The organism is Paenibacillus sp. IHB B 3084 (assembly GCF_001447315.1).
Taxonomy (GTDB): Bacteria; Bacillota; Bacilli; order Paenibacillales; family Paenibacillaceae; genus Paenibacillus.
Genome location: NZ_CP013203.1, coordinates 1,452,448 through 1,474,172, shown reverse-complemented (window position 1 = coordinate 1,474,172; position 21,725 = coordinate 1,452,448). Strand labels below are relative to the sequence as shown.

The 21,725-nt window shown below is 52.9% G+C and carries 15 protein-coding genes and 3 pseudogenes; all 18 read left to right on the top strand.

Features of this window, described 5'->3' with window-relative positions:
• Window positions 1-11: 11 nt before the first annotated feature.
• The 18 genes and pseudogenes from ASL14_RS06870 to ASL14_RS06795 all read left to right on the top strand — a co-directional run bounded on the left by ASL14_RS06870 (window position 12) and on the right by ASL14_RS06795 (window position 21,716).
• A complete protein-coding gene (locus tag ASL14_RS06870) occupies window positions 12-3,962 on the top strand; it encodes a DUF5695 domain-containing protein (protein ID WP_223264230.1) in 3,951 nt (1,316 codons plus the stop codon).
• Between the two features lie 192 nt (window positions 3,963-4,154).
• On the top strand, window positions 4,155-5,453 hold the full coding sequence (locus ASL14_RS06865; protein ID WP_134910999.1) for an alpha-glucosidase/alpha-galactosidase: 1,299 nt from the start codon (window positions 4,155-4,157) through the stop codon (window positions 5,451-5,453).
• A gap of 13 nt (window positions 5,454-5,466) precedes the next feature.
• Complete coding sequence (locus ASL14_RS06860) at window positions 5,467-6,789, top strand: cache domain-containing sensor histidine kinase (RefSeq protein WP_223264229.1); 1,323 nt, start codon at window positions 5,467-5,469, stop codon at window positions 6,787-6,789.
• The gene (locus ASL14_RS27870; RefSeq protein ID WP_223264332.1) at window positions 6,705-7,292 is read left to right on the top strand and encodes a sensor histidine kinase; all 588 of its coding nucleotides are present in this window, start codon (window positions 6,705-6,707) and stop codon (window positions 7,290-7,292) included. The genes ASL14_RS06860 and ASL14_RS27870 overlap by 85 nt, the downstream gene beginning before the upstream one ends.
• A 17-nt stretch (window positions 7,293-7,309) precedes the next feature.
• Entirely contained in the window at window positions 7,310-8,902 is a 1,593-nt protein-coding gene (locus ASL14_RS06855) for a helix-turn-helix domain-containing protein (RefSeq protein ID WP_134910998.1), read from the top strand.
• A gap of 123 nt (window positions 8,903-9,025) precedes the next feature.
• Window positions 9,026-10,381 (top strand): ABC transporter substrate-binding protein, encoded by a 1,356-nt coding sequence (locus tag ASL14_RS06850; protein ID WP_223264228.1) that lies wholly within the window; start codon window positions 9,026-9,028, stop codon window positions 10,379-10,381.
• A gap of 33 nt (window positions 10,382-10,414) precedes the next feature.
• Window positions 10,415-11,307: pseudogene (locus tag ASL14_RS06845) on the top strand (carbohydrate ABC transporter permease); the annotation flags it as partial.
• Between the two features lie 7 nt (window positions 11,308-11,314).
• Entirely contained in the window at window positions 11,315-12,241 is a 927-nt protein-coding gene (locus ASL14_RS06840; protein WP_134910997.1) for a carbohydrate ABC transporter permease, read from the top strand.
• A 38-nt stretch (window positions 12,242-12,279) separates the two neighbouring features.
• Window positions 12,280-13,386, top strand: coding sequence for a M24 family metallopeptidase (locus ASL14_RS06835; protein ID WP_134910996.1), 1,107 nt, complete (start codon window positions 12,280-12,282; stop codon window positions 13,384-13,386).
• Window positions 13,387-13,512: 126 nt separating this feature from the next.
• Window positions 13,513-14,910 carry a peptidase S8 gene (locus ASL14_RS06830; RefSeq protein ID WP_223264226.1) on the top strand — a complete coding sequence of 466 codons (1,398 nt, stop codon included), beginning with the start codon at window positions 13,513-13,515 and terminating at the stop codon, window positions 14,908-14,910.
• The gene (locus ASL14_RS27865) at window positions 14,907-15,077 is read left to right on the top strand and encodes an Ig domain-containing protein (RefSeq protein ID WP_223264225.1); all 171 of its coding nucleotides are present in this window, start codon (window positions 14,907-14,909) and stop codon (window positions 15,075-15,077) included. The genes ASL14_RS06830 and ASL14_RS27865 overlap by 4 nt, the downstream gene beginning before the upstream one ends.
• Before the next feature lie 85 nt (window positions 15,078-15,162).
• A pseudogene (locus ASL14_RS06825) lies at window positions 15,163-16,370 on the top strand (NAD(P)/FAD-dependent oxidoreductase).
• Complete coding sequence (locus tag ASL14_RS06820) at window positions 16,367-17,368, top strand: proline racemase family protein (protein ID WP_134910995.1); 1,002 nt, start codon at window positions 16,367-16,369, stop codon at window positions 17,366-17,368. Before ASL14_RS06825 ends, ASL14_RS06820 begins: the two are co-directional and overlap by 4 nt.
• A gap of 153 nt (window positions 17,369-17,521) precedes the next feature.
• Window positions 17,522-18,408 (top strand): annotated as a pseudogene (locus tag ASL14_RS06815) (dihydrodipicolinate synthase family protein).
• Between the two features lie 15 nt (window positions 18,409-18,423).
• Entirely contained in the window at window positions 18,424-19,860 is a 1,437-nt protein-coding gene (locus ASL14_RS06810; RefSeq protein ID WP_134910994.1) for an aldehyde dehydrogenase family protein, read from the top strand.
• The gene (locus ASL14_RS06805) at window positions 19,853-20,164 is read left to right on the top strand and encodes a (2Fe-2S)-binding protein (protein ID WP_223264224.1); all 312 of its coding nucleotides are present in this window, start codon (window positions 19,853-19,855) and stop codon (window positions 20,162-20,164) included. The genes ASL14_RS06810 and ASL14_RS06805 overlap by 8 nt, the downstream gene beginning before the upstream one ends.
• Entirely contained in the window at window positions 20,161-20,496 is a 336-nt protein-coding gene (locus ASL14_RS06800; RefSeq protein ID WP_134910993.1) for a (2Fe-2S)-binding protein, read from the top strand. Before ASL14_RS06805 ends, ASL14_RS06800 begins: the two co-directional genes overlap by 4 nt.
• Entirely contained in the window at window positions 20,493-21,716 is a 1,224-nt protein-coding gene (locus tag ASL14_RS06795; RefSeq protein WP_134910992.1) for an NAD(P)/FAD-dependent oxidoreductase, read from the top strand. The genes ASL14_RS06800 and ASL14_RS06795 overlap by 4 nt, the downstream gene beginning before the upstream one ends.
• Window positions 21,717-21,725 lie beyond the last annotated feature (9 nt).

Here is a 21,725-nt window from a genome sequence, read left to right as displayed (position 1 = left end):
AGGCCGTGTTGATGAAATTTAAAGGAATATTGTCGGTATTTTTGTTTTTAACCGCGGCGTCTGTGCTATTTGGGACGCATACGGCGGAGGCCCATGAACTATCCAATGACAAGCTGACGATTCAGACAGGTGAGCATGGCGAAATTTCATCCATCCGTATCAAGGGAGATGCTTTCCCAACGGAGTACGTGATGAATGCAACGGTAACACCCGAACAGAATACCGCAGATCATCAATGGCTGGGTGAACTGATGTTCACGTACCGACTCGACGATGGTAGCTGGACGAAGGCATGGACGAACAAGTCGGCAGACGCGCGTAAAATCACGACCAGTGGCAACCGCGTCACCGTCACGTATGAAAACTCAAGCAATGCAGAAGGCATTCGCAATTTTAAAGTCATCGAAACGTATTCAGCGGAGTCGAACGGTTCGGTGTTGTGGAATATACAGGTACAGAACACAAGTGGAAAAAAGTTGGAGATTGGCGATTTTGGCCTGCCTTTGCCATTCAATGAGCAGTGGACGAACGGTGATGCGATTTACGAGACCAGAGTCGTAACGCATTCTTTTGTCGGCAACAACAGCTCCTATATTACGGCTGGACGTCCCAGCGGCATTGGTTCTTCACTGCTGCTGATTCCTGATTCCACGACAGGTGCGGGTTTTGAGTATCAGGATCACTGGCGGGATGAGGAGCATCCGGGCAGCAAATGGGCCTGGAATCCGGCAAATGAAGGCAAATGGCTGGAGGGACTGAATGTATTTTATATTCACTCCAATGTGATTAAGTCCACAAACCGTGGATATTTGCCCAACACAAGCCTGATCCTGAATCCCGGTCAAAGCCGCAACTATGGCTTCAAGTTTCTGGCGGTGAAGGACGAGCATGATGTGAAAGATACGTTGTATCAAGAAAACTTGGTGGATACAACGGTTGTACCGGGGATGATCGTGCCTACGAATCAAAAGGCGAAAGTGGATCTGCGTACCAAGCAGGCGATCAGCAAGGTGACTTATCCAGACGGAACCGTCATTCCGCAGACGGACAGCAAGACTGGAGGGCACCACATCTATGAACTGAAATTCACCAAACTGGGTCCAAACTTCATCACAGTGGAGTATGGAAACGGCAACAAGACGGTTTTACAGTTCTATGCTATTGAGCCGATTGATTTAGCATTGCAACGGCACGCTACATTTATGGTAGATAAAACCCAGTGGAATGTACCGGGTGATCTGCGCGACAAAGTCTTTGACGATTGGATGATGCATACCAAATCCAAGCGTAACATTTTCAACGGATACTGGGGCTGGGGGGATGATTGGGGTCTAACCCACGGACAGTTCTTAGCTGAGAAAAACACACTTTCTCCAGTTGCCAAAGAGGTGCGAGCGGTAGACGATTATTTGGAGACGGCGATCTGGACGAATCTGATGAACGGGCATCATGAGGATTATTTGATTCATGATTTCCTGATGCCGGAGCCGAACGATACACCAACCTATCGGGGGTACGCTTACCCGCATGTGTATAACACGTATTTCAGCATGTACAAGATTGCCAAGGAATACCCGGATCTTGTCACTTACAAGCAGCCGAAGGAAACGTATTTGCTGCGGGCGTATAACATTTTCAAAGCATTGTATGAAGGGCCAGTCGCTTACAACTGGGAAACGGGCTTGATGGGCGAACTGACCACACCGGATATTATTCAGGCACTTCATGATGAAGGCTATGATGATGAGGCGAACGATCTCAAGGAAAAAATGGATCGCAAATATAACAATTTTAAAAATACAAAATATCCTTACGGCTCCGAATACAGCTACGATAACACTGGGGAAGAGGCCGTATATACGTTAGCCAAGCAGAATATAGATACAGAAGGCGAGCAAAGCAAAGCGCTGGAAATGATGAGTAAAATCAATGCCAAAACCCGTGCAGCACGCGGACATATGCCAGTATGGTACTACTATACTGATCCGGTGACGATTACCGGGGAGAACTGGTTTAACTTCCAGTACACGACTTCGCTTGCAGGCTATGCGATGGACGACTGGATACGGCACCATGAGGACAATCACCGCGAGGGACAACAGCGTCTGTCCTATGCAGCTAAAATCGCCAATGTGGGGGCGATTAACTCCGGGCAAATCAGCTCCGACCCTGACAACATCGGGGCAGTCGCATGGACGTATCAGGCGGAAAAAGGCAACCAGGGAACGAACGGCACCGGCGGCGGTAAAAATGTTCCGCTCTTTAACGGCTGGCGGGGCATGAGCGGCGAGGCGGATCTTGGACTGTTCGGTGCACTCAAAACGCTAAGTGCCGACATTGCAGTGGACCCGATCTTCGGATTGACAGGCTACGGTGCAGAGGTAAGCAAAAGCGGCAACGTGTATACGATCAAGCCGCTGGATGGCCTGTTTAAGCGGGTCAACCTGATCACGGAAAAGCTGTATATCGAGCTGGACAGGGATCAATACACAGAAGCCAAGCTGGCAACATCCAAGGATTATGTATGGCTCCAACTGAAAAATCAGACACCTGGTCAAGCACATTCCACGTACGTTACGTTCGATGGTTTGAAGAAAGGAACGTATTTGGTTAAAGTAGGTGGTCAATCGCAAGGTAAATTTAATGCGTATGCACCTACCAACAAGCTAAAATTGGACATTGGCACAGCCTCTTCCTACACGGTGGAGCTGACATCAACGACGCCTGATCCGAACAAGGCGCCTGTCGTAGATGCAGGTAAAGCTTCCAAGGTGAAGCTGCCGGATCAGATCATTCTGAAAGGCACGGCGACGGATGATGGACTTCCACAAGGCAAGATTACGAGCGAGTGGAGTCTGGTCGAAGGGCCACAAGGTGCGAAGGTTACGTTCAGCAGCAAAACATCGCTGCGTACGAAGGTGGACGCTTCCGAGCCGGGTACGTATGTGTTCAAGCTGACATCCAGCGACTCGCTGTTATCGGCTGAGGCCAGAGTAAGCGTGATCGTAGAACCGGCGGCTCCGTTACTTGAACAGCTTGCATTGTATAAGTTTGACGAAACCAGCGGTTCAGTCGCTACGGATTCGTCGGACAGTCGCAATGATGCTGTCGTGAAGGGCACGGCTGCATGGGCTGCGGGAAAAAAAGGCAATGCTGTCAGCCTGAATGGTAAGGACAGCTACGTGCAGCTCCCGGCGGGCATCGTAAGCCGGGCACAGCAATTGACCGTATCCGGTTGGGTCAAAGCGAACAGCCTGAGCGATTATGTACGGATTTTTGACTTCGGCTCCGGGACGAATGAATATATGTTCCTGACGCCCAAAGCCGGAAATACGATGCTGTTTGCGATTACTAACCAAGGCAACGGGCAGGGACAGGAACAGACGATTGAGGCTCCTGTGCTGCCGACAGGGGTGTGGAAACACATTGCGGTCACGCTCTCAGGCTCCACAGGTATTTTATACGTGGATGGAAAAGAAGTGGGACGCAATACCAGCCTGACGTTGAATCCTACCAGCCTGGGTCAAACCAAAAACAATTTTATCGGTAAGTCTCAGTACCCTGACCCATACTTCGACGGTCTGGTGGATGAATTCCGCATCTACAGCCGCGCTCTGAGTGCTTCCGAGGTGGCAGGTCTCGCCTCCGGTACAGCACAGAGCCTGACGGGAGCCGAGAAAATCACGGCTTTAAAAGAAGTAAACGTGATCACTCGCGCGGGTGAAAAACCCGAATTGCCAAGCGTAGTGGAAGCAACGTATGGAGAAAACTCCACTAAATGGGTAGCTGTAGAGTGGGAAAATATTGATCCTGCACAATATGCTACTCCGGGTTCATTTGAATTAAAGGGCAATGTAGAAGGAACAGAATTGAAGGCGATTGCCAAGGTGACTGTGATCGAGGCGGGAGCCCCCTCAACTCTGGAACTCCGGAAACGCCGACAAATCCGGTTAACCCGGTAACACCCGAAACACCTGCTCCTGTCAGCTCTGCTAAATCAGCAGGGGTATTACGATCTGGAGGAAACATTGAATAGCTCTTGTTAAATAACCTTTCCCACCGTCACTTTCTTCCTGCAAAGGGGAGAGTGGCGGTGGGTATCCTTACATTTGGAGTACAAAGCTGCGAATACGAATGTGAATGGGGGAAAAGGCATGAGCAAGATTACATTTCTGGGTGCAGGTAGTACGGTATTTGCTAAAAATGTGCTTGGCGATTGTATGCTGACACCTGCTTTGCAGGGCTTTGAGCTGGCGTTGTTCGATATTGACCCCGGAAGGCTGAAGGATTCGGAAAATATTTTATCCAATTTGAAAAAAACGACAGGGAGCACCTGTGTGATCCGCTCCTACACCGACCGTAAGGAAGCGCTGCGCGGAGCAGCCTATGTGGTAAATGCCATTCAGGTTGGCGGCTATGATCCGTGTACGATTACGGATTTTAAAATCCCCAAAACATACGGTCTGCGCCAAACGATTGCCGATACGGTCGGGATTGGCGGTATTTTCCGCAACTTACGGACGATTCCGGTGATGCTCGATTTTGCGGCAGATGTGCGCGAGGTATGTCCGGATGCATGGTTTTTCAACTACACTAACCCGATGGCTGTGCTGACGAATGTGATGAACGTACACGGCGGTGTCCGTACGGTGGGGCTGTGTCATAGCGTGCAGGCGTGTATACCGGAGCTGTTCAAAAGCTTGGGACTGGATCAGGAAGGCGTAAAGGCGAAAATCGTAGGCATCAATCATATGGCGTGGTTGCTCGAAGTGAGCAAGGACGGTGTGGATTTGTATCCCGAGATTAAAAAGCGGGCCGCCGCCAGGCAGCGGGAAAAGCATAACGACATGGTGCGTTTTGAGATGATGCTGAAATTCGGCTATTACATTACAGAATCATCCGAGCATAATGCGGAGTATCATCCATATTTTATCAAGCGGGCATACCCTGAACTGATCGAACGGTTCAATATTCCTTTGGATGAGTACCCGCGTCGCTGTGTGAGCCAGATTGAACGATGGGAAACGATGCGCGAGGAGCTTTTGGGCAATCAGGATCTTCGCCATGAAAGGTCGAATGAATATGCTTCGTATATTTTGGAGGCGATCGAAACGGATCGGCCTTTTACCATTGGCGGCAACGTAATGAATACAGGTTTAATTACCAATCTGCCGAAGGAAGCATGTGTGGAGGTGCCTTGTCTGGTGAATCGTAACGGGGTTACGCCGACTTATGTCGGAGATTTGCCGCCCCAATGTGCTGCGCTCAACCGGACGAATATTAATACACAGCTATTGACGATTGAAGCTGCGATCACCGGGAAAAAAGAGCATATTTATCATGCCGCACTGCTGGACCCGCACACGTCAGCCGAGCTATCTATGGATGAGATTGTTTCTCTGTGTGATGAACTGATTGCGGCGCACGGAGAGTGGCTTCCAGCCTATGTGTAAGGGAGGCAGATGAATGGGAGGCCGTGGTCGTCAAAAGTTTACCGGGATTCCTACGATCCGTGGGAAATTCATTGTACTTACGCTGGTGCTTACCGTCATTCCGATGGTGGTGCTGACCTTTACCTTTTACCGGATCGCGGCCCATTCACTTGGTGAGAAGTCGGAAGCGCTGGCTATGCAGTCCCGACAAATGAGTGAAAATTACGTCAATGCGACGCTCTCTGATTTGAACGATCTGACCAATGCCATTCTCGGCAATCCCGATGTGCAGGCCACACTGGAGACCAAGCCGGAAGACGATTATGAATACTTACGGAACGATGAAACACTCAGCATGGTTGTCCGGGCGCAAACCCAGACCAAGCCGTATATCACGTCCTCTCTCATATATGCCGCCAATGGCGGGCCCAAGCATTCACTGTATCAAGGGAATGTTTCGGTCCGCTTTGGCGGCCTTCCTACATTAGAGGAAGCACGTGTTTACTATCGTCGCTTGCTCGCGGATCAGCCCATGTTGTGGATGGCCCATTCACCGTTCGAATCGGGACGAGGGATGGAGGATGATCGTCTATACGTCGGGAAACTGCTTCGAAAAACGACCGGAGACTATGCACCGCTTGGATTTTTGCTGCTGGAAATCGACAAGGCTAGTCTGTTTCGGGGGCTTGCTTTTCATGAAACAGACGGCAATACCCAGATGTGGGTGCTGGATCAGGAGGGCGAGCCTGTATACCGTTTGCCGGAGCAGGGTGTTGCGGATCAAGCGCTATTGCGGCAGATTGCCAAATCGGCTGTAGATAGGCCTGTGCTTACGAAGGACTGGAGAACATGGAACGGCCGCCAGACGATGATCTCTTACGGACCGTTGAATGAAGGACAATGGACGCTGCTGCAAAAGGTCGATCAATCCGTGCTGTTCGAGGATGCGCGGCAGATTGGGGCCTGGACGATCTGGACTTTTTTAATTGCACTGTTGTCGGGCTGGGTGCTGTCTTATCGGCTGAGTGACACCATTCGTCGTCCGCTGCTTCAGTTGAGCCGATTAATGGCGGTGGACGGCAGTACGAGCGCCACAGGCTCAGCCAAAGATTCCGAGGGCCACGTCCCTGTTTTTTTTAATCCCAAGGATGAAGTGGGGCAGATCGGGGAGCGTTTTCTTCATATGATGCAAAAAATCATGAGCTGTACGGACAAGTCTATGAAGCATTACTGTCGCGCAAGCAGGCAGAGTTTCGTGCGCTTCAGGCGCAGATTAATCCTCATTTTCTGTACAACACGCTGGAGTCGCTCAAGGGAATGGCGCTGGCAAATGGGCAACGGGATATGGCAGAGGTGATCGGGGCTTTTGGTAAATGCTTTCGCATCTCGCTAAGCTATGGCCGGGAGCAGATTAGCTTGGGGCAGGAAGTCGAGCATGTGAGCGCCTATGTGAAGGTGCAGCAGTTCAGATTTCGGGATTCGTTCGAGTGGATTTGCGAGGTGGAGGAAGATATTTGCGGGTTTTACGTCCCCAAGCTTATACTCCAGCCGCTCGTTGAAAATGCCATTTATCACGGCTTAAAAGGGCGTACCGACCGTGGCTACATCATGCTGTCCGGTACAAGGGAAGGCGATGCGTTGCGTTTAACGGTCAGTGACGATGGAGGCGGTATCGGAGCCGAGCGGCTGGACGATATTCGGAAGTCGCTGGATGCCGGGCGGGAAAGTGCCATTGGCTTTGGGCTGCGTAATGTACATGAGCGTCTTCGTCATTATGGCCCACAATATGGACTGTCCGTGACCAGTGAGCCGGGCCTGTACACCTCGGTTACCTTGCTGGCACCCATTCGAACCGAATAAGGAAGGGAGAGGATGGCATGTACCGGCTGCTGATTGTGGACGACGAATATCATATTCGGGAAGGACTGAAGCTGATGGTGGCGGAAAGCGGCCTGCCTGTGGAAGTCAGTGATGTGGCGGGTGACGGCGAAACGGCATTACGTTTGTATGCGGAGCGGCGACCGGACATGATTTTATTGGATATTAATTTGCCGGATATGAGCGGACTGGACATTGCAAAAATCATTCGGGAAAAGGATCAGCGTACACCTTTGCTATTCCTGACAGGGTACGAATCTGTGACGTACATTCGTCAGGCGGTTTCGCTTCAAGCGGTCGATTATTTGCTCAAGCCTGTGACCAGCGGGGATTTTGAAGCAGCCCTGCGACGGGCCGAAGACCTTATTGTGCAGTTGAAAAGGAGCGAGGAAGAAGTCATTCACCGTCATCGTTCATCGGAGCCGTTGTACAGGGAGCATCTGCTGCTGGATCTGCTACAGCAGCGGCGTACCGCGGCCGAGGTCATCCGGGAGATGGACGGGCTGGAGTTTTCCGGCGAGACATCCGGGCCTCCCTATACCGTGCTGTGTTGCGAGCTGGAAGAGCCGCAGCAGCAGGAAGCGGCCGCCACGAGCGAGCTGCACGGCTGCAAGGAGGGAAGCAGCAATGTATTCGCCGGACTGGCTTGGGAAGCTGCGGCAGCAGCCGGGGCGAAGGCACACGGAGCGGCGGTTTCCCGGGATCGGCGTGTCGTGCTGCTGGCAGCAGCATCTTGCAGGGCGGCGGAGCGGACAGCACAGCTTATCCGGCAGGCGGTGCAGGAACGGTTGAACCGGACCGTTTCCATCGGGATTAGCCGGCCTGTAGGGCGGATGGAGCAGCTACCCGAAGCGTATGAGGAGGCTGTCCGGGCGGCGGAGCACCGGGGCTGGGTCGGCTATAGCCAGATCATCCCCTATGAGAGCATTCAGACGGCTGAGCTGAACAGCAGTCATTTGCTGGAGAAGGAGCTGCTCATGATTACGGAAATTCGGGCCGGTAATGATGCCGCTGTACATGCGATTTTACAGGAATGGTCAGGACAATTGGCAGGTCTGCCCGTCAAGCAGGTAAAAATGATCGTCACCCAGCTCGTTCTGTTCGTCATGCGGATCGTCCAAAGCGACGCATCCGTAGGCCAAACGTCCATGCAGGAGCAGGACCCGTTGCTGGAGCTGTCCCGATTGCGGCACGGTCCCGAGATGATCGACTATGTATCCCGCTATTTTGTGCGGGTGGGTCGCCATGTCCGAGAATCACGCGAGAAGGGTATTCCGCGCAAATTTCAACGGGCCAAGGAGTGGATTCGGGAGCATCTTCAGGAGGATGGCGGGCTGAACCGTCTTGCAGAGTACATGAATATGAGCCCCAAATATTTGAGTGCCCGTTTCAAGCAGGTTACGGGAGAAAGCTTTGCCGACTATCAGACGCGTGTCCGCTTCGAACGTGCCCGCGAGCTGCTGCTGGACCCGAATCGAAAGGTTGCTGAGGTGGCGGAGCTTGTGGGCTTTGCAGATACGAACTATTTTAGCATTGCCTTTAAAAGGCATACCGGACTGACCCCGACGGAGTTTCGTAAAACATTTTTGTAAACGCGCTGTTAAAAAAATCATACCAAAACAAAGAGAGTCTGGAGTCGTTGGGTAGTCGGCTCCGGGCTCTCGGCGCATAATAGGCTTGTAAGGAGAATCCAGTTCAGGAAGGGGCCGATTGATTTGCTGAAACGAAGGTTACGGACATGGATGGCTCTCGTGATGACGGCGGTTTTGACAGGGCTGACGGCTTGCAGCGGCAACGGTGGCGAACCGGTCAACCCTAATGCGGTCGAACTCAAGTTCATGTACTGGGGGAGCAATGACGAGAAGCAGGCAATGGAAAAAATGATCCAAAGCTTTAATGCATCCCACCCGGATATCCGAGTGAAGGGCGAGCATGTCCCGGGTGATTACACGACGAAGATTAACACGTTAATGGCCGCCAATCAGCTTCCCGATATCGCCTACCTCGGCGATTCGCTTACTATGAAATGGGCAAGTGAAGGCAGACTCCTGGATTTATCCTCCTATTATGATGAATATCCCGAATTAAAAAACAAGCTTAAATCCTCTTATCTCTACAGCGAGCCCGGCAAGTCTATCGGCAATTACACCGCCATGGAAGTGATGCAGTTATTTTACAACAAGGAGTTGTTTACAGAAGCAGGGGTGCCCATCCCTCCGGCTGATCCTGAAAAAGCGTGGACATGGGATGAATTTCTGGAAATTGCCAAAAAGCTGACCAAGGATCAGAACGGCAAGCATCCGGGAGACAGTGGATTTGATCCGAAATATATTGTGCAATACGGCTTTGCCTTCGGCAATGACCGCAGCTCCTGGGGACCGCTTTTAGCGAGCAACGGCGGAGGTTTGACTGACAAAACGGGTAAGAAGTACACCCTGAACAGTCCTGAGTCGGTGGAGGTTTTTCAGAAGCTGCAGGATTTGGTTTTCAAGGAGCATGTTTCTCCTGATTTGATCCAGCAGCAGGACATGCCGTCCAATACGATTCGGCTTCAGACAAGAAAGGTCGCCATGGTGGTGGACGGGACATGGTCCCTGCTCGATTTTTCGAACAACAAGCAGCTCCAATGGAGTATCGGCGTTCTGCCGAAGCTAAAAGAGCCCAAAACGATGATTGTTGCGGGAACCACGGTTATTTTCCAGAGCACCAAGCATCCGAAGGAAGCACTCGAATTCTATTTGTACCATAACAATCCCGAAAAGGTGGATTTGTTCAAGTCCGGTCTGTGGATGCCTATCGAGGAAAAATATTATACCGATAAGCAAGCCATCCAATCATGGACAAATAATGCTGCACATCCGCCGGAATTTCAGCAGGCAGGCATCGAGTATGCCAGAGATTATGCAATCAAGCCGTCAACTTCTACCCTTCGCAATTGGCCTGATATCGGTTCCAAGCTGACCCCGGGGCTGGACCTGATCTGGACGAATAAAAAGACGCCGCAGCAGGCGCTGGATGAGCTGGAGCCCATCATTCAGCCATTGCTTCAAGGAGTATACCCTGATGAATAATGCGGCGGGACAGCTGCGAAAGGAGAACGGCCCATGAAGCGACCAAAATCAGGAATGATGCGCATGGAGCGAAACTGGGGTCTGCTATTCGCGCTTCCTGCTATCTTGGGATTAATGATATTTACGATTGGACCGATCGCGGCCTCGTTCGTATTCAGCTTAACCGACTGGACGATTGGTGGGCAGATGACCTTTATTGGCCTGGATAATTACCGGACGATTCTGACGGAGGACACTACCTTTTCCCAATCCATGTTCGTGACCACATATTACGCGCTGGGCAGCGTGCCTCTCGGGTTGGTGGCGGCATTTATCATTGCGCTGCTATTAAATCAAAAGGTGAAGGGTTTATCGGTGTTCCGCACGATTTATTATTTACCTACCATTGTGCCGAGTATTGCCAACACGATGCTGTGGCTGTGGATGTTCAACCCGGATTTTGGTCTGTTGAATTCGCTGCTGGAGAGTGTTGGACTGCCGGGGAGCAAATGGATTTATGACGAGAGCACGGCGATACCCTCACTGATCATGATGAGCACCTGGGGGATCGGGAACACGGTCATTATCTTTTTGGCAGGGCTTCAGTCGGTTCCCACCCATCTGTATGAAGCAGCTGAGGTGGACGGTGGGAATAGGTGGCACAAATTTTTTCATATTACGATTCCTTCGATGACACCGACCATTTTCTTCAATTTGGTCATGTCTTTGATCAGTACCTTTCAGGCATTTAATCAGGCGTATGTCATGACGAACGGGGGCCTAACAATTCGACCCTGTTCTATGTATTCTACTTGTGGCGCACGGCCTTTACGGAGACCAAAATCGGCTATGCGTCGGCGCTGGCCTGGATCTTATTTTTCGTCATTATGGTGCTGACTGTCCTGATTTTCTCCACGTCCAAAAAGTGGGTTCACTATGAAGGGGGGAACGTTCATGAATCAAGTCGCTTCTTCTGTCAACGATTCACCAACACCGAAACAGCCGCATCCACAGCCTGAACGCTCCCGTAGTCCCGCCACCACCACCCGAGCCAAGCCGCTCAAAATCAGTCGTGTTCTGCTATATGTCGTTTTAATCATGGGCAGTATCTTAATGCTGTTGCCATTTGTATGGCTCATTCGCAGTTCTCTGATGGGCACATCACAAATTTTCGTGTTCCCGCCAGAGTGGATACCGTCTCCTTTTCAATGGAGCAATTACCCGGAAGCACTGACTTCTGTACCGTTCGGCAGGTATTTTATGAATACGTTCATGATTGAGGTATGTGTGCTGGCAGGAGTGATGATGACCTCAATTGTATCGGCGTTTACCTTTGCCCGCCTGCGCTGGCCCGGACGTAATCTGATTTTTTCACTGCTGATCGGGTCGATGATGCTGCCTTACGCGGTGACGCTGATTCCAACCTTCGTTATGTGGCGTGAGCTGGGTGGGCTGAATACATTCCTGCCGCTGATTGTTCCCGCATGGTTCGGTGGAGGGGCGTTTAACATCTTTTTGATGCGACAATTCATGCTGACCATTCCACGTGATCTGGACGAAGCGGCATATATGGACGGGGGCACACCTCTGACCGTACTATGGCGCGTCATTATTCCATTGTCTTCGCCCGCGTTGATTGTGATCGGGATATTTACTTTTATTGATGTGTGGAATGACTTTTTAGGCCCGATTATTTATTTGAGCGATGAAAAGCATTTTACGCTGGCGCTGGGCTTGGCGACTTTCCGGGGGCTGAACAACACAAATTGGCCTTATCTGATGGCGGCTTCCAGCACGATTTTGGCTCCCATTGTCCTGATTTTCTTTATCGGACAACGCTATTTTATTGAGGGCATCACATTGACAGGTATCAAAGGCTAGAAGGAATTGAAACTACAATTCAGGAGGCGGCTGTAGCTTTGGAAAAGCAAATCGGTTCGGCAAAGCGGGTACAGGGTGTTCCGGGCAGATTGGCCCGATTGCGGTCGGAGTTTTCGGCGCTGGGTATAGATGCCCTGCTCATTACACACGGACCCAATCGGCGCTATATGTCGGGGTTTACAGGCTCGGCAGGGATCGTGCTTATTACGGAGGAAGATGCTTTTCTGGTGACGGATTTCCGCTATATGATGCAGGCAACGGATCAGGCACCGGAATATTCGGTCATTCGGCATGAGGCACAAATTTTCCAGACGGTGGCTGATCTGACAGACAAACTGGGCGTTCACAGACTGGGATTGGAGAGCCGCCATGTCTCACTCCAGCAATCGAGTCAGCTTCAAGCCGTACTGGGTTCGCTGGAATATGTGCAAACGGAGGATATGATTGAACGACTGCGTGATGTAAAGGACGATGAGGAAATTCGCACGATCAGCGAAGCGGCGCGTATCACCGATGCCGCTTTTGCGGAGGTGTTGAATTACATTCAGCCAGGGGTTACAGAGCGGCGGATTGCGGCGGAGCTGGAATATCGGCTGCGGCTGGCTGGCGCGGAATCGGGCGGTTTTGCATTTATTGTCGCTTCGGGTGAGCGTTCAGCGCTGCCGCACGGACTGGCCAGTGACAAGGAAATTGGTCAGAACGAGTTCGTCACGATGGATTTTGGCGCAAATGTGCGCGGCTATCTGTCCGATATCACGCGTACGGTTTTCGTCGGCAAACCGTCAGAACGTCATGAGGAACTGTATGCCATTGTGCTGGAAGCGAACATGAAGACGATTGCAGGACTTCGCCCCGGAATAAGCGGCAGTGAGGGGGACAGTCTGGGGCGGGATGTGATTGCCTCATACGGCTATGGGGAACATTTTGGTCACGGATTGGGCCACGGTTTTGGTCTGGAAATTCATGAGCAGGTACGCCTGTCCCGCGAAAGTAAGTCGGTGCTCGTACCGGGCCATGTCATTACCGTGGAACCAGGCATTTATATCCCCGGCTTCGGCGGGGTTCGTATTGAGGATGATGTGCTGATCACAGAAGATGGTGTAAAGGTACTGACCTCTTCGCCAAAAGAGCTGCTTTTATTGTGAGCATTTTGCATACATCCCAAGAGCGTTTTCAAATCAGCAATATTATATTGATCGAAACGGTTTAGTTCGTCTATATATTGTACTTTCGAGCGTTGGGAATCAAATGATGCAAAATGCTGTAAGAACATGTCTGTCTGCCAGTCATCCAAAAACGATATGGAGGGATCGCATGAACATGCAAAAAGACGCACGAAAATATGGCTGACCGCGCTAGCGGCTTCTCTCATCGTTGCTTTGACCCCAGCCATTCCGGGTCAACAGGCTTATGCCGAGGCGGAATCGGATGCAAAAGTCATCGACATCTTTAGCCGGATGGTGAACGATTACGGTATAGACCTGGTCGATTGGCAAGGATATCTTGCGAACCCGTATGTGAAGCTAAAAGTAAAGCCGCCTGCGGACGCCGCTTTTCCAGTGACGGTTACGCTGAATGCGCAGGGCACGTCCCGGCTGATGATGGATTTGCCAAGTACGTTGTCGGCCCAAGGCGCAAGCAAGACCTTAACCTTTAACAACGCGCAGGAGGAAAAAGAATTCCGACTAGCCATCCATCCCGACCGGATCGGAGGAAACGGCGAAATAGAGCATTATACGCTCTCTATGTCTATTGCCGGACATGATGGGCAGACGAAGGTCCAGTTCATTCCAATCCGGGTGTTGGATCAGGACGACAATGAAGAGCCGAAAGTACCCATACATTTTGACTACCGCTTCGATACGATTATGCCCTATTTCAATGATGCTTCTACCAGAAAAGCCGCAGAGCTGGCGGTGAAGGACTGGTTCTATTACTTTGATCTGGATTCCTTCGACGAGGTTCCTGCCAATGCAGAGGTAAACCATCTGCCGGGAGACGACTGGAAAAATGAAATACAGGTGACGAATGACAAGCCTTACAAGGGCATGTGGGTGTTTATGAGAGGTCTGAACGGGCCTTATTCTACAGGCTTTCCGGCAGACAACGGCAATTATCATACACGCAATGGTGTGACTGTGCCGGGGAACTTAAACCGTTCCTACAGTCTGATTCTGGATTTCTATGATGATGCAATTCCATTCACATCGGTGGACGATGAAGAATGGTATCAATCCGATCTCTCCAAGGTAACTGATGTGCATGGGTTGATCATGCATGAATTTGGTCATGCGATTGTGTTCAGCGACACGTTCCCGGGCGTCAAAGCACTGAAGGAAGCGGCAGGAATTGACCCGGACATTATGGCCTATCAACACAGAGCGGCCTCGTTGGACGACAGCTATCATCTCTCTGGGGAGCTTGCGGAGGTTGACAGACTGAGCGGACAAAACGGTGGCTGGCGGCATATGTTCCCGACCCGGCGCTGGATGAACACGAAGCTTTCGCTGCTGGTAGCGGAAAAGGCAGGCTGGCCGCTGCGTAAGAATCTGACGCCGTTCCTTGCGCCGGAAATCATTACGAAGGAACTGCCTGAACCCGCCAAAGGAAAGGCGTACACGGTCAAGCTGGAGGCCAAGGGGGCGTACCGTTTTATGACTGGACTGTGACAGGCGGCGAACTGCCCGCAGGCTTTAAGCTGGATCGCTTCACAGGAACGATCAGCGGGACAACAGACAGCGGAGCAGAGAAGAAGACATATACGTTCACTGTACAGTTACGGGATTATGACGAGCTGAGCAAGCCTGTGACCCAAAGCTTTACGCTCAAGCTGTAACTGAAAATAATCCAGTAGCAACTTCATGATTTTGGATTTTATTATGATGTACTCGGGCTTGAGTGGTCGGAGGGAGGGGAAATGAATGAAACACGGTGCAGCGGATCTTGCCGTTGTAGGCGGCGGGATCATCGGTGCTGCCATCGCTTATTATGCAGCAAAATCCGGTTTGAAGGTTGTGCTGGCTGAGCGAGGGGAGATTGCTGGAGGCACTTCGTCCCGTTGTGATGGAAATATTTTAGCCATTGACAAGGAGCCGGGATTTGACAGCCGAATGTCGTTGGTATCGCAGGAACTGGTAGCAGAGCTGGCTAGAGAACTGGAGGATGAATTTGAGTATCGTGCGCCGGGCAGTATTTTGGTCTGTGAAAATGATCAGGAGATGCAGGCGGCAGAGCAGTGGGTGGCCCGCCAGCAGCAAGAGGGCCTTCCGTTTCGCATGCTGGATCAGCGTGATCTGCAGGAGGAATGGCCGCATTTGGCTAAAGACTTGCCGGGCGGACTGGAATGTGCGACAGATTCAACCGTGAATCCGGTACTGATGACGTATGCACTGGCCGGGGCCGCACGCCGAATGGGAGCCAGACTACTGCCGCGTACGCCGATACAGTCCGTCCTCAAGGACGAAGGGGAAACGTTCGGGGTGTGGAGACGCCCCATGGCGTTATCCATGCTGGAGCGGTGGTGCTGGCGGCAGGCGTGTGGACACGCAGCATCGGTCAATCACTCGGTCTTCACCTTCCGATTAAGCCGCGTAAAGGACATATTCTGGTGTCTGCCCGGATGCCCTCGATCGGGAACCGCAAGGTGATGGAGTTCGGCTATCTGATGAGCAAGTTTGGCGGGCAACGGAGTGTGGATGAGGTGTATGAAAAATACGGTGTAGCACTGGTATTCGAGCCGACCGCATCGCAAAATATCCTGATCGGCAGTAGCCGCCAGTTTGTCGGTATGGATACAGGTGTGGATCAACAGGTAATCAGGCTAATCGCCCGCAGAGCGATTCGCTTTTTTCCAGACTTGGCAAATGTGCCACTGATGAGGGCGTATACTGGATTGCGTCCGTGGACGCCTGATCACTTGCCGATTGTATCGGCGGTGGACGAAATACCGGGGCTGTTTATCGCCTCGGGCCACGAAGGAGACGGTATTAGCCTCGCAGCGGTTACGGGGAAGCTGGTGACCGAAATGGTGCGCGGCGAATCGACTTGCATTCCGGTGGAGCCCTTGCGGTATGACCGGTTTGGAGAGGCTTTTAGCAGCAATCAGCTTCACGGGGAGGTAACCGGATGAGTGTGCTAGGCAAAATCACTACGATTGATACCCACACGGGAGGAAATCCGACGCGGACAGTCATTCACGGTGCACCCAAGCTGGTGGGTCATACGATGCTGGAAAAGATGACGTATATGGCAGAGCATCATGATGATTTTCGTCGTCTGCTCATGTTCGAACCGCGTGGGCATGAGGTTATGTCGGGTTGTATTTTAACAGAACCCTGCCATCCGGGTGCCGATATCGGTGTGGTCTTCGTGGAGACAGGCGGCTACTTACCGATGTGCGGCCACGATACGATTGGCGTATGCACAGCGTTGGTGGAAGGCGGATTGATTGCTGCGGACAAAAAAAAGATTTTGCTGGATACCCCGGCAGGCCCGGTTCAGGTGCTATTAGATGTAGCCGAGGGGAAAGTACGCCAGGTGACGTTCACGAACATTCCTTCTTTTGTTTACCGTCGGGAGGTAGAGGTGGATGTAGAGGGGATCGGTCAAGTCACGCTGGATATTGCGTATGGAGGTAACTTTTACGGCATGATCGAGGCTGCTTCCATCGGCCTTGGGCTGGAGCAAAGCAATGGGGCAGAGATTGTACGAACGGCGGTGCGGATTCGGGAGGCGGTGAATGCTGTGGTTGAGGTGGTGCATCCTGAAAATCCGGTCATCCGGGGACTGACGCATATTGAATTTTACGGGGAACCCGTGGCTCTACAGGCAGATTGTCGCAATGTCGTCGTCATTCCGCCGGGAGGTATCGACCGTTCACCTTGTGGCACAGGAACCTCGGCCAAGGTAGCGGTGCTGCACGCCAAGGGAAAGCTGGGTTTGCATGAGTCGTTTGTGCACGAAAGCATCACCGGCTCCATGTTCCGGGCTGAAATTGTGGGGGAAACACAGGTAGGCTCTTATCCGGCAGTGATTCCGCAAATTACCGGATCGGCTTGGGTGACGGGGCATCATCAATTTGTGCTTGATCCGGAAGACCCGCTGAGAGAAGGATTTTTACTTATGTGAGCATTTTGCATCAATCCAAAGAGCGGCTTTCCATCAGCAATAAATAGATCGGAATGATTCTATCCGTCTATATATTGTACCCGCGAGCGACTGGAATCGAATGATGCAAAATGCTGAATATCAAAATAAAGATGGGAAAGGGTTGGTGAGCATATGGCACGTTTTGAAGGTGTATATGTGGCGTTGGTTACACCGTTCACGGCAGAGCTGGAGGTCGATCACAAGCGTCTGACCGAGCTGTGCGAGCATCTGATTGCGAACGGCATTAGCGGACTGGTTCCTACGGGATCACTGGGAGAATATGCAGCTTTGTCCGCGGAGGAACGGTCGCAGGTTGTGCATACGGTAATTGACGCTGCGGCGGGGCGAGTCCCGGTCGTTGTCGGCTCGGCGGCTCCCTCCACCAAGCAGGCGGTGCAATGGGTACAGCATGCAAAGGATGCCGGAGCAGCCGGTGTCATGGCGCTGCCGCCCATTAATTACAATCCGCTGCCTCATGAGGTAACGGCTCACTATGAAGCATTGTCGGAGGTAGGCTTGCCCATCATCGCATACAATAATCCCCATGATTACAAGGTCGATATGACCCCGGATATCCTTGCGGACTTGTCACGCATTGAAAATATCGTAGCGGTTAAGGAATTCTCAGGTGATGTACGACGTATTCACGCTATTTTGGAAAATACAGAGCTGGAGGTCATGGTGGGGTAGATAATCTGGCTATGGAGGGGGCGTTATTCGGCGCGACAGGCTGGATTTCGGGGGTACCTAATGCGTTACCCAAGGAAGGGGTAGAGCTGTTCCAGCTTGCACAAGCGGGAAATATAGCGGAAGCTTCCGCTTTGTATCGCAGGCTGCTACCGTTGTTCCGCTATGATGCCAGCCCGCAACTCGTACAGTCCATTAAATACATGATGGAGCTGGCTGGTTTTCCGGTCGGCCCGACACGTCCGCCCAGACTTGCGCTGCCGCAGGCGGATTATGACCGCATTCGCGAAGCTTTTGAGGTGGCGGTTCATCCGAGCGGGGTTTCATCCTGAATGGAGGTGAAGACGATGGAGAGCCGAAATTGGATCGGCGGTGAGTGGCTGAGTCCTTCAGGCGAAGAAATGGTCATTCGCAATCCTTCCGTGCTGAAAGAGGAGGTGGGTGTCGTCCATTTTTCAGATACGGGCGATATTACACAGGCTGGGGAGGCTGCACGGCTTGCACAGGCGGGATGGTCGGCATTAAGTCCGGCAGCTCGGGGAGCTTATCTGTTCAAAGCAGCCGGGTTGCTGGAAGCGAGTCTGCCCGAATTGGCTGAGCTGGCCAGCCGTGAAATGGGAAAGCCGATTACCGAGATGCGCGGAGAGGTCATGCGAGGTGTCCATCTGCTCCGATACTATGCGGCAGAGGGCGTTCGTTCCATCGGTACGGTTATCCCTTCGAATGAGCCGGGAGTGCTCCAGTACACGAAGCGCATTCCGCTGGGCGTAACGGCTGTCATTACGCCGTGGAATTTCCCGGTAGCCATTCCGCTCTGGAAAATCGCTCCTGCACTGCTGTGTGGAAACACGGTCATCTGGAAGCCTGCCGAACATGCGTCATTAACTGCGGTACGGGTGGCAGAACTGTTCGAGGCTGTACAGCTTCCACCGGGGGTATTGAACCTTGTCGTCGGGCAGGGCAGCCGCATAGGTGATGTCCTGCTGGAGCATCCGGCATTGGATGCGGTCAGCTTCACGGGTTCTACCGCTACAGGTTTGGGCATTGCCGAGCGATGCGCGCGCCGTAACATCAAGTACCAGACCGAGATGGGCGGTAAAAATGCCGCTATTGTGCTAAAGGATGCAGATATAGCGCAGGCGGTGGGGATGATTGCCAGCGGAGCTTTCCGATCAGCCGGGCAAAAATGTACAGCAACCAGCCGGGTGATCGTAGAACGGTCTGTCTATGAAACGTTTACGGAAGCCTTGCGCCAAGCGGTGGAAAAAATTCAGATCGCCCCGGCGCTGGACCCCGGCGCGTATCTCGGACCTGTGGCATCCGCAGGTCAGTACGAGAAGGTCATGTCCTATGTCGCGCTAGCCCGCCGGGAAGCAGATATTTTAGCCGAGGGCGGAGCCGCCGCTGGGACGGATAACGGGTATTATGTGCGTCCGCTGGTGGCAGCCGGGCTGGATTCGTCACATCCGCTGATTCAGGAGGAGATTTTTGGCCCCCTGATCGGTGTCGTGCAGGCGGACGACTTCGAGGATGCGATTCGACTGTGCAATGATTCTATTTACGGATTGAGCGCCTCGCTATTCACCCGCGATTTGCGGCTCGCCCATCGATTTCTGGATGAAGCGGACGCCGGAATGGTACGGGTTAACCAGGAAACGGCTGGTGTCGAATATCAGGCCCCGTTCGGCGGTTTGAAGCGATCCAGCTCACATACCCGGGAACAGGGGCAGGCGGCACTGGATTTTTATTCAGCCATTAAAACCTGCGCGATCAGCTATGAATAAGCGGGTGGCGGGCCAGAGTGAGACGGTTGATGCGTCAGGTCATTTGCTCGTATGTCGCTGCGAAGAAGTGAGTATGGCGCAGTTGGAGCAGGCTTGCCGTATGGGAGTGGATACGGTGCGCCAGCTTAAAATGGCTACGCGAGTGACGATGGGGGCATGTCAGGGCAGGGTATGCAGACAATTGGTCGAGTCGTGGTTTTATAGCCAGTGTCCTGCCGCTCGCCGCGAGGCGGAGCTGTTATCGCAAAGACCCCCGGTGCGTCCCGTGACGTTCGGTCAGTTGGCAGAGGGAGGTTCCCTATGAATCGTGCACGTATTTTGAACCATCCTATTTTGGGGCCGAAGCCGGAGCGGCGACAGGTGTCTTTCGTTTTCGACGGCCGCCCCATGCAGGGCTTGGCCGGAGAGCCACTCGCGGCTGCGCTGCTGGCAAGCGATGTCCGTTTGCTGAGAAGGCATGAGGAATCCGGTACAGCCAGAGGCATATATTGCGCCATTGGGCATTGTAACGAATGCCGCCTGACGGTTCATCCGCTCGGTACCGTCCGTTCCTGTCTGACCAAGCTGGAGGAAGGTATGGTGGTGGAAACCGGACGGCAGCTTTCCAATGAAATCACAGGGAGAATTGTGACATGAATAAAATGGCGCATCTCATCGTCATTGGCGCGGGTCCCGCCGGATTGTCCGCAGCGGCATCGGCTGCTGAACAAGGATTGCCAGTCACGGTACTGGATGAGTTTACGGAGCCGGGTGGACGTATGCCTGGACAATATCATGAGGAAGGCAGCAAAGGCTGGTGGGTCGGAAAACACGTTTCGGATGAACTGGTTACCCGTTGCGTGGAGCTTGGGGTGGGCATCCGCTGCGGCGTATCTGTGCATGGCATGGAGTATACGACAACGTGGGAAATTTCCACCTCCTGTGGATTGTTCACTGCCGATTATGTATTGCTGGCAACTGGAGCCGCTGAAATTCCCGTTCCGCTGGACGGCTGGACGCTGCCGGGCGTGATGTCCATCGGGGCTGCGCAGGTAATGACCAACGTTCATTACGTCAAGCCGGGAGAACGCGGCATCATTGTAGGCATGAATGTACTGTCCATGGCGATTGCCCGGGAGTTATCCGTCGCCGGGGTGAAGGTGGCGGCGATTACACTGCCGTGCGCCAATCCGCTGGCTGGTACGGCGGCAGATCCGACAGCCTCCGCCAAGTTGCTGCTACAGTTGTCGGGGCTGGCTCCCGCTGCCTGGATGCGTGCAGGCGGCAGGCTGGCAGCAGCGATGCGGATGGAGGGCCTCATCGCGCGCTGCTATCCCCACAGAGGTTTCCGTCTGTGGGATATCCCGATCCGTTTGCGGACGGCAGTGCTGTCCGTCAACGGGCAGGATCGGGTCGAATCTGTGACCCTGGTCCACGTTAAACCGGACGGCTCGCCTATTCCCGGCAGCGAGCGCGTCGAACCCGCCGACTTCGTGGCGCTGAGCGGCGGATTGTATCCGCTCGCCGAGCTGGCGGCGGTAGCCGGGTGCAAATTCGTGTACAGCCCCGAGCTGGGCGGGCATGTTCCACGGCATGGTGAGCGAATGGAAACCTCGCTCAAGGGGCTGTACGTTGCCGGAAATATTACCGGCATCGAAAGCGGGCTGGTCGCCATGGCTCAAGGGCGATTAGCCGCCGCCTCTATGATCCATGCCGCTGGCCTTAGCGGAGCCGACGGGGAACAACGGATACAGGAGGCGATCCGTGAGGTCCATTTTACACGAAAAAACGCTCTGATCCAGTTTCATCCCGGCATTACAGAGGCGAGAACGCAGTTGTACCAGCAGTGGAGGCAAACCACTGGCAGCGGGGCTTAACGGCTGGCT

What these genes read in the sequence shown, in the direction of transcription:
- ASL14_RS06870 (WP_223264230.1), top strand. Translation starts at nt 12, where the DNA reads ATGAAATTTAAAGGAATATTGTCGGTATTTTTGTTTTTAACCGCGGCG.
- ASL14_RS06865 (WP_134910999.1), top strand. Translation starts at nt 4,155, where the DNA reads ATGAGCAAGATTACATTTCTGGGTGCAGGTAGTACGGTATTTGCTAAA.
- ASL14_RS06860 (WP_223264229.1), top strand. Translation starts at nt 5,467, where the DNA reads ATGGGAGGCCGTGGTCGTCAAAAGTTTACCGGGATTCCTACGATCCGT.
- ASL14_RS06855 (WP_134910998.1), top strand. Translation starts at nt 7,310, where the DNA reads ATGTACCGGCTGCTGATTGTGGACGACGAATATCATATTCGGGAAGGA.
- ASL14_RS06840 (WP_134910997.1), top strand. Translation starts at nt 11,315, where the DNA reads ATGAATCAAGTCGCTTCTTCTGTCAACGATTCACCAACACCGAAACAG.
- ASL14_RS06830 (WP_223264226.1), top strand. Translation starts at nt 13,513, where the DNA reads ATGTCTGTCTGCCAGTCATCCAAAAACGATATGGAGGGATCGCATGAA.
- ASL14_RS06820 (WP_134910995.1), top strand. Translation starts at nt 16,367, where the DNA reads ATGAGTGTGCTAGGCAAAATCACTACGATTGATACCCACACGGGAGGA.
- ASL14_RS06810 (WP_134910994.1), top strand. Translation starts at nt 18,424, where the DNA reads ATGGAGAGCCGAAATTGGATCGGCGGTGAGTGGCTGAGTCCTTCAGGC.
- ASL14_RS06805 (WP_223264224.1), top strand. Translation starts at nt 19,853, where the DNA reads ATGAATAAGCGGGTGGCGGGCCAGAGTGAGACGGTTGATGCGTCAGGT.
- ASL14_RS06800 (WP_134910993.1), top strand. Translation starts at nt 20,161, where the DNA reads ATGAATCGTGCACGTATTTTGAACCATCCTATTTTGGGGCCGAAGCCG.
- ASL14_RS06795 (WP_134910992.1), top strand. Translation starts at nt 20,493, where the DNA reads ATGAATAAAATGGCGCATCTCATCGTCATTGGCGCGGGTCCCGCCGGA.